At 61.1% G+C, this 7,412-nt stretch carries 5 protein-coding genes; all 5 read left to right on the plus strand.

The window, feature by feature from the left end; translation table 11 throughout:
- Positions 1-229 precede the first annotated feature (229 nt).
- The 5 genes from ACEK02_RS19325 to ACEK02_RS19345 all read left to right on the plus strand — a co-directional run bounded on the left by ACEK02_RS19325 (position 230) and on the right by ACEK02_RS19345 (position 7,265).
- Entirely contained in the window at positions 230-1,813 is a 1,584-nt protein-coding gene (locus ACEK02_RS19325) for a TolC family outer membrane protein (RefSeq protein WP_371423186.1), read from the plus strand.
- 216 nt (positions 1,814-2,029) lie between these two features.
- A complete protein-coding gene (locus ACEK02_RS19330; protein WP_371423187.1) occupies positions 2,030-4,216 on the plus strand; it encodes a type I secretion system permease/ATPase in 2,187 nt (728 codons plus the stop codon).
- Positions 4,203-5,537 carry an HlyD family type I secretion periplasmic adaptor subunit gene (locus ACEK02_RS19335; RefSeq protein WP_371423188.1) on the plus strand — a complete coding sequence of 445 codons (1,335 nt, stop codon included), beginning with the start codon at positions 4,203-4,205 and terminating at the stop codon, positions 5,535-5,537. Before ACEK02_RS19330 ends, ACEK02_RS19335 begins: the two co-directional genes overlap by 14 nt.
- 221 nt (positions 5,538-5,758) lie before the next feature.
- Positions 5,759-6,796, plus strand: a complete 1,038-nt coding sequence (locus ACEK02_RS19340; RefSeq protein WP_371423189.1) for a transglutaminase-like cysteine peptidase — start codon at positions 5,759-5,761, stop codon at positions 6,794-6,796.
- A 124-nt stretch (positions 6,797-6,920) separates the two neighbouring features.
- Positions 6,921-7,265, plus strand: a complete 345-nt coding sequence (locus ACEK02_RS19345; protein WP_371423190.1) for a hypothetical protein — start codon at positions 6,921-6,923, stop codon at positions 7,263-7,265.
- The last annotated feature ends 147 nt before the right edge of the window (positions 7,266-7,412 follow it).

Consider the following 7,412-nt stretch of genomic DNA (forward strand, 5'->3'; position numbering starts at 1 on the left):
CGGTTGTGGCCTCCGGGTTTGGTCTCAAGGTTCACGAAATCGTGTTAACCTGTTGTTAGGTATTAGTAAATAGCTGAAATTAAGAGCTAAAACGACGTTTGTGCGACGGTCGCGTGGGACCCCTGTGCCCCGACCGAGGTAATGTATTCTTGCAACAATGAGTCAGTTTTCGCTCCAAAATGTGGCTTTCGGATTGCGGCAAGTTCCATTTCTTGTTAGCGCTCAATCCATGAAGCAGATTGCAAAGATTTTCCTTGTAGTTGTATCGCTGGGGTCGAGCGGCCAGCTCGCTCATGCAGCCGAGCCATTTTTCATTCTTGACGCCATTAATCAGGCGGTAAAGACGAACCCGGGTGTCGGCGAGGCGTCTGCCAATCGCCGCGCCACCGAAGCCGAACTTCGCCAGAGCCAGGGTACTTTGCTGCCTCAGATCAGGCTGCAAGCGAATACCGGCCCCGAGATGTTGAACCGGGCGATCGTTCCTGCGCCGGCCGGAAATGGCTCCTATGTCAATGGCAGCGAGGCGTCGGTAACGGTGCGCCAGCTGGTGTTCGACGGCTTTGCGTCGATCAACGACATCTGGCGTCAGGCTGCGCGTGTCGATGCTGCTGCGTTCCGGGTGCTTGAACGGACCGAACTGATCGCGCTCGATGCTGCCGAAGCCTATGTGGATGTGACGCGCTATTTGCGTCTGGTCGCTTTGGCCGAACAAAATCTCAAGGTTCATCTCGAACTGCGCGCCAATGTCCGTGCGCGTTTCGCTGGCGGTCGTGCCGGTGAGGGCGATACCCAGCAGGCGGAAGAGCGGGTGGCTGCCGCCGAAGCCGTGCTGTCGGATTTCCGCCTCAGCCTCGATTTTGCGCGCGCCAAGTATCGCAAGACCGTTGGTCTTGAGCCGTTCAATGTGCGCTTCCCCGGTCGTTTGCCGGATATGCCGGCAACCAAGAACGAGTCGCTCGACGTCGCCTTCAAGTACAATCCGACGATCCGCGCCGCCGGCGCAGATGTCGATGCGGCCAAGCGTGCTTTCGACTCGACCGCCGGTGCATTCGTTCCGAACGTCGCGCTGGAAGGTCGCGCGCTGCGCGGCAAGGACTCGATCACCTATCCGGGCAATCGCGACGAAGTCAGCGGCAAGGTTGTTGTCAGCTGGGATATCTTCCGCGGCGGTCAGGATGCGTGGAAGCGCGCCGAGGCTGGCGAACGGATGATCGAGCAGCAGCAGAAGCATGCGCGTCTGCAGCGCGATGCGCTGGAGTCGCTCGACAAGGCATGGGCTGCGCGCACGATCACGACGGAGCGTGCAGCGGCGCTGGTGCGTGAAGTTGAAGCCGCGCGCCGTACTTTCGTGGCCTATAACAAGGAATACGAGCTCGGTCAGCGCACGCTGATCGATCTGCTGAACTCGCAGAACCAGTACTTCAACGCCAACGTCTCGTTGGTGTCTGCACGCGGCGTCACCGTGTTCGCGGACTATCAGTTGCTTGCGGCCATGGGGCAGTTGCTGTCCTATCTGAAGACCGGCAAGCCGCCGGAGTCGGAGCCGATCGAGAGCCGTGCATCCGGCCTGATCCCGTATCGCCTGCCGCCAATCCTGCTGACGGCGCCGGAGCCTGGCTCCGAACCGCTCAATACGGTTCTGCCCTTCCAGACCTGGAATTCGCCTTTCGCACCGGCGCTGGAACCGAAAGCCGTGTTGTTCGGTGATCGCTGGGCCTCGCAGGATCTGTCGAACGCCAACGCATTGTTCATGACGTCGGGGCAGGTCGGGCAGGGCAGCGTATCGGCCGATGCGTCCGCGGGGCGCCGTTAACCAATTGAGCACGCGGATTTATAATTCGCGGTCGGGTTTACCGTAAGTTCAGCAATTTGGCTGAACCGCGAAATAGGACAGGCGCTCCGCAAGGATCGCCTGTAAAGCTGGCAAGTCGTATTTTGTAAGGCCAGTAGATCCGCGTTCGGGTCATACAAGGCGCCTGGAATTTCCGAGGCTGCATTGAACATTCGCTCACCCCAGTTCGATATTGCAATGAACCTGCCGGCTGCGCCCGTAGCGGAGGTCGAGCATCAGCATGCCGATCCGCTGACTGACAGCCTGCTTTACCTCGCCGCGCATCACGGCCGGGCTGTCAGCCGAAGTGCATTGCTGGCCGGTCTCCCGGTCGAACGCGGCGTGCTGACAACCGCACTGTATGAGCGTGCCGCGCAGCGGGCGGGTCTCGAGGCCGAGCTGAACGAGCGGCCGCTCAAGGATATCCCTGCGCTGGTCCTGCCTGCTGTGCTTCTGTTTCACGATGGTTCGACGCGGATCCTGCGCGGCATCGATCTGGCGAGTGGCCGTCTCACGCTGGCAAACCCGGCGGGCGACGGCGCGATCGCCATCGAGCGCATCGAAGCGGTCGAGGAGAAGTATGCCGGCTTCGTCTATTTCGCCCGGCCGGCAACGGTCAGCGATCCGCGTGCGGTTGCCACCGGCGATCTGCCGAAGGCGCACTGGTTCTGGTCCGTCGTCAGCCGGTTCGGCTCCAACTACAGCCATGTCGCCATTGCAGCATTCATCGTGAACATGCTGGCGCTCGCCGCGCCGCTGTTCACCATGAGCGTCTATGACCGCGTCATTCCGAATGGTGCGATCCCCTCACTGGTCGCACTCGGTATCGGCCTGTCGCTGGCGATCGCCTTCGACTTTCTGCTCAAGGTGGTCCGCAGCCGCATTATCGACATGACCGGCAAGAAGATCGACGTGGTACTGGCGTCGAACATCTTCGAACATGTGATGGCGCTGAAGATGGACAAGCGTCCGCCCTCGGTCGGCATTCTCGCCAATCAGATGCGCGACTTCGACTCGGTACGCGAATTCTTCACGTCAGGCACGGTCGTGTCGGCGACCGATATGATATTCGCGATCATCTTCATTGCGGTGTTGTTCGTGATTGCCGGACCGCTGGCCTGGATCCCCCTGGCGATGCTGCCCGTCATGATCATCGTCGGCTTCCTGATTCAGCGGCCGCTCGATCGCGCGATGAAGCGCCTGCAGGCGGAATCTGCCGCACGCCACGGCATTCTCATCGAATCGCTGAACGGCATCGAGACCGTTCGCGCTGTCGCCGGTGAAAGCCGCGTGCAGACGGTGTGGGAGCGTTCTGTCGCCGCGACGGCGCGTTCGAGCGAAGGCGTACAGTTCTGGTCGTCGCTGGCGATGACCAGCGCGAGCGTGGCGACGCAGCTGTGCAGCCTGTTGCTGGTCGTGGTCGGTGTGTTCCTCATTCTCGACGGCAAGCTGTCGGTCGGTGCGCTGGTTGCGGCCAATATGTTGTCGGGCCGCATTCTCGGTCCCATCGCGGGCATCGCGGCTGTGATGACGCGCGCGACGCAGACCATGTCGGCGCTGCGGTCGATTGATCGCCTGATGGCGATGGAGCGCGAGCGGCCGCCGGAAAAGATCTTCGTGGCCCGCGAGATCACCAAGGGCAGCATTGAATTCCGCAATGTCAGCTTTTCCTATCCGAACAGCCCGGCCAAAGCGCTCGACGGCATCTCTTTCCATGTGAAGCCCGGCGAGAAGATCGGCATTATCGGCCGGGTCGGCTCAGGCAAGACGACGGTGGGTCGTCTGGCAACAGCGTTCTATCCGCCGAGCGAAGGCAGCATCCTGATCGACGGCATCGACATCCGGCAATACGATCCGGCGGATTTGCGCGCGGGCATCGGTTTCGTGCTGCAGGACACGGATCTGTTCTACGGCAAGCTGCGCGACAACATTACGCTGGGCCGTCCCGATGCGACCGATGAGGAAGTGCTCGCGGCTGCACGGCTGTCCGGCGTCGAAACCTTCATCGCCGGTCATCCGCAGGGCTATGACATGATGGTCGCGGAGGGCGGACGCAGCCTGTCGGGCGGCCAGAAACAGGCGATCGGCCTCGCGCGCGTGCTGATCCGCAAGCCGCGCGTGTTGTTTCTCGACGAACCCACGGCACATTTCGATGTGCGCAGTGAAGGTGAGTTCCTCGAACGTCTCAAGACGCTCGCCAAGGGCGAGATGTCGATCATCGTCTCGACGCATCGCCCGTCGCTACTGTCGCTGGTCGATCGCATTCTCGTGTTCGACAACGGCAAGATCGTCGCCGACGGTCCCGCCGATCAGATCCTGACGCGCTTGCGTCCGCAGCAGCAGGCTCCTCAAGCCGCGGGGAGGCCGGTCAATGTCGCAGTCTGATTTCGCATTTTCGAACGACGTTCGCGCGGCCATGGAAATGCGCACGCCGCGCACGGCGCGGATGTTGTTGATGACCGTCACGGGTCTGCTCGTCGTGTTCCTGCTGTGGGCACACTTCGCCGTGCTGGATGAGGTGAAGCGCGGCAATGGCAAGGTCGTGCCGTCGCGCCAGACCCAGGTGGTGCAATCGCTCGAAGGCGGCATCATCAGCGAATTGCTGATCCAGGAAGGCGCGATCGTCAGAAAGGATCAGCCGCTTGCGCGCATTGAGGATACCAATTTCGCAGCACAGTTCGGCGAAATCCGCGAGCGGCGCAGTGCCATGGCTGCCCGCGTGATCCGGCTGGAAGCCGAAACCTTCGGCAAGACCAGCGTCGAGTTTCCGGAAGATCTCATTAAGCTTGCACCGCGTGCAGTGCAGACCGAACGCAGTGTCTTCGACGCCCACATGCGCAAGCTGGCGCAGGACATCGATGTGATTGCCCAGCAGGAATGGCAGAAGAAAAAGGAAATCGACGAACTCCGTGCGTCCGAGACCCGCTTCTCCGAGACGCTGACGCTGCTGACGCGCGAAACCCTGCTGACGCGCCGGCTATATGAACAGAAGGTCGTTCCCGAGATCGAGATGTTGCGCTCCGACAGGCAGGCCACTGACATGCGTGGCCAGCTTGCGGTGGTGCAGGCGACCATGGTCAAGACCGAGGCCGCCGTGAAGGAAGCGCAGTCACGGCTTTTGAATATCACCACGGCATTTCGTTCCGCGGCGGAAGATGATCTCGCGAAATCGCGCGGCGATCTCGCGGTCCTCGACGAAAACATCAAGTCTGCGCAGGACCGCGTTCGACGCACCGAACTGCGCTCGCCGGTCTACGGCATCGTTAACAGACTTAATGTCACCACCATTGGTGCGGTCGTTGCACCTGGTGCCAGCGTGATGGAGATCGTGCCGCTCGAGGATACGTTGCTGGTCGAGGGGCGTATTCGTCCGCAGGACATCGCCTTCATCCGTCCGGACCATGAAGCGGTGGTCAAGCTCAGCGCCTATGATTCCTCGGTGTATGGATCGCTTCATGGCCGGGTCGAACGTATCAGCGCCGATACCATCACCGACGAGAAGGGTGACAAGAATGAGCGCGGCGAGACATTCTACCGCGTGATGGTGCGTACCGAGAAGAACCACCTCGGAACCACCGAGAATCCACTGCCGATCATTCCTGGCATGGTGGCGACTGTAGAAATCCTGACCGGCAAGAAGTCGGTGCTGGATTATCTCGTGAAGCCTGCCCGCATGTTGCGTGACGAAGCATTCCGCGAGCGCTGATAGCTACGGAGCGTCACCGCTGCTCCGTATGTTACCTTGCTCCGTTCCACCAGAGTCAACGAACTCTTAAAACGCGCGGTTCGATAAAATTCGAGCGAATGCGTTGGTAGGCGATTGAGCGCGTTCAACGACATACAGGCACAGGTTGACGTGTTTTAACCGGCCTGAAGCAGCCCCCGAACTATCCCTGATGCCACAAGATCCGGACGGGGATCGACGCAATGACGTCGGCCGATGCTCCGGACAACGGGGCGTCAGTCATGTTGCGTATCGATCAGGCGCGGGCATTCCCGCGTGCGCTGGGGTTCGTGCTCGCCGGTGTCGTAAGCGTCAGCGCTTGCGACGGGGCATTCGCAAAATCACGCGCGAAGAAGACCGTGCTCGAGCGTCCCGTCATGGAATCGGCGATCGCAGGGATGACCGCGCCGCCGGTCCGGTTCTTCACGATCAACCAGGTCATGGCCAAGCGTGACAGCGAGAACCGTGCAAAGCCCGGCAATATCGAACTCGCATCCCTGGATGCGTCGCAGGGATCCGATGGCAGCGTTACCAGCGACGCTCCATCGCCCGCCGCAATCCTGCCTGCCGCCAGCGAGGAGCCGTTCGGTCTGTTCACCTTCCGCGCGCCCGAAGGGCTGTTGTGGACGAAATGGCGCGGTGTCGAAGCGCGTATGCGCGCCGACTTGAAGTCGGTCGAGAACTGCAAGGCCGATAGCGAGAGTTGCGCCGCCGGCGCGCGCAAGTTCGCCGCGGTCACGCGGCCAGCCGCAGATATGGCTCTGCGCATGCGCGTCGAGGCGATCAATCGCGACGTCAACTATGCGATCCGCTATGTCGGGGACTATCAGCAGCACGGTGTCGCCGATCTTTGGAGTTCGCCGCTCGAGACGCTGTCTGCAGGCATTGGCGATTGCGAGGACTATGCGATCGCAAAGCTCGCCATGCTCGTTGCAACGGGCGTGCCGGAAGCCGATATCAAGTTGATGCTGGTGCGTGACATGGCGGTGCGCCAGGACCATGCTGTGCTGACGGTTCGTGTCGATGGCCGCTGGCTGGTGCTCGACAATCGTTACTCCCGACTGTCGGAAACACGTGATCTGCCGCATTTCATGCCGCTTTTCGCCATTGACCACAAAGGCGTCAGCCTGTTTGCAGCGCCCTATGCCGCTCGCCCGCACCACGAGAGCGAGACCGACATGTTGCCCGCGGCGGAGGCTGACAGCTTCGGCGGCGGCTCGTCCCTGCCGCTGGCGCTCTGAGATAGTTCGACAACACAACGTCGACAATCGGCTTGATATCGACGTTTTATGCGCTTCGCGATCTTGTACTTGCGCGCATCTTGGGCTCTTAATGCACCAGGGTGAGGCTGACGAGGGGATTGAGATGCGCTTCAAGCACACGCTGTTGGGTTTGTTCGTGGCGGCCGGCATGGGTGCTGCTGCAACTGTCTCGCACGCCGAAGGCCTGCTTCCAGGCGCTGCCTTCTCCGTCGATTGCCAGAATGGGGCCGTGTACAAGCTGACCTCCGGTCGGGTGACCTTTCCCGGTGATATCGTCACCGGCCATCTCTACCTGACCCCGCATCGCGCCATGCCGGTTCGCCTGATCCCGATGGGTGAGGGATATCGCTATGCAGGCCATGGCGTGTGGCTGGATGGCATTCGCGAGCGCGCGCTGCTGTATCGGGCCAAGTATAATCCGGTCGCCTGCGTTGTGACGCGCATATAGACTTTTATCCAATCGATAGATTCCTGCGATAGTGGGTTGCGCATGTGCGCAGCCTGCGGACGCGCGTCTGTGCTCAGAGAGCAAATCCGCGATCGAGAATCGCGAACTTCGCGACTGCAATGGTGTCCTGCCATCAGGCGGTGACAA

Source organism: Tardiphaga sp. (genome assembly GCF_041424195.1).
Taxonomy (GTDB): Bacteria; Pseudomonadota; Alphaproteobacteria; order Rhizobiales; family Xanthobacteraceae; genus Tardiphaga.

What these genes read in the sequence shown, in the direction of transcription:
- ACEK02_RS19325 (WP_371423186.1), top strand. Translation starts at nt 230, where the DNA reads ATGAAGCAGATTGCAAAGATTTTCCTTGTAGTTGTATCGCTGGGGTCG.
- ACEK02_RS19330 (WP_371423187.1), top strand. Translation starts at nt 2,030, where the DNA reads ATGAACCTGCCGGCTGCGCCCGTAGCGGAGGTCGAGCATCAGCATGCC.
- ACEK02_RS19335 (WP_371423188.1), top strand. Translation starts at nt 4,203, where the DNA reads ATGTCGCAGTCTGATTTCGCATTTTCGAACGACGTTCGCGCGGCCATG.
- ACEK02_RS19340 (WP_371423189.1), top strand. Translation starts at nt 5,759, where the DNA reads ATGACGTCGGCCGATGCTCCGGACAACGGGGCGTCAGTCATGTTGCGT.
- ACEK02_RS19345 (WP_371423190.1), top strand. Translation starts at nt 6,921, where the DNA reads ATGCGCTTCAAGCACACGCTGTTGGGTTTGTTCGTGGCGGCCGGCATG.